Here is a 674-nt window from a genome sequence, read left to right as displayed (position 1 = left end):
GTAAGTCTTGTGTTTCTTGCTCATGGTAAACTCCTGATGAGTGTGTTTAGTTTACCAAGTTAAAACCTCCTGTTTTTTCAGCACACATCACTTGAACAATGGTAACTCGACAATATCTGGTCTATCCAAATGCTCGTTATTCAAATGAATAACCAAAGAATCATCCTGAGTTTCAACATTTAATCTATCTTCTGCAACATCTAGCAGTTGATCAGATGAAATACTTTCCAATACCTCATTTGGCTGAAGAGCATCACAAGCCTCATTCATTAACTTTCTTCGTTTTTCAGTTATAAGTTTTTGTTTACAAATATCTGAACCGTAAAACATCGGCTCTATAAATTTATACTCCCCCATAACCTTGTCAAACATATCTCGATATCCACCATTCCCTATATCCAGCCCCCCAAATAAATTTAAAATTCCTGAAACACGATAATCCTGTTTTTGACTTTGATAAATCTTGAAAAAGAAATTCAGAGTTCGAGTTAAAGTACAATCTTTTAGTTTCTGCTGTAAATTATCTAAGTCAGTTCGATTCTTGTAGATCTCGAAAAATTGTAGGAGCTGGCGTGTAATTGTGATATACGCTGAATTATCAGGAGACTTTCCCTTGGGAGATTCTAGGCAGCCAACTTATAAAAGTCTTCGGCCATTTGATTTGGTGTCTTAAA

The 674-nt window shown here is 35.3% G+C and carries 1 protein-coding gene; it reads right to left on the bottom strand.

What is annotated here, in order from left to right; translation table 11 throughout:
• Positions 1-87 precede the first annotated feature (87 nt).
• Entirely contained in the window at positions 88-372 is a 285-nt protein-coding gene (locus F909_RS13675; RefSeq protein ID WP_005147502.1) for a hypothetical protein, read from the bottom strand.
• Positions 373-674: the final 302 nt, after the last annotated feature.

This window comes from Acinetobacter sp. ANC 3929 (genome assembly GCF_000369405.1).
In the GTDB taxonomy this organism is placed as follows: Bacteria; Pseudomonadota; Gammaproteobacteria; order Pseudomonadales; family Moraxellaceae; genus Acinetobacter.
This window is presented reverse-complemented; position numbering and strand designations above follow the sequence as displayed.

Excerpts from the sequence above, each read along its gene's own strand:
- F909_RS13675 (WP_005147502.1), bottom strand. The coding sequence starts at position 372 with ATGTTTGACAAGGTTATGGGGGAGTATAAATTTATAGAGCCGATGTTT.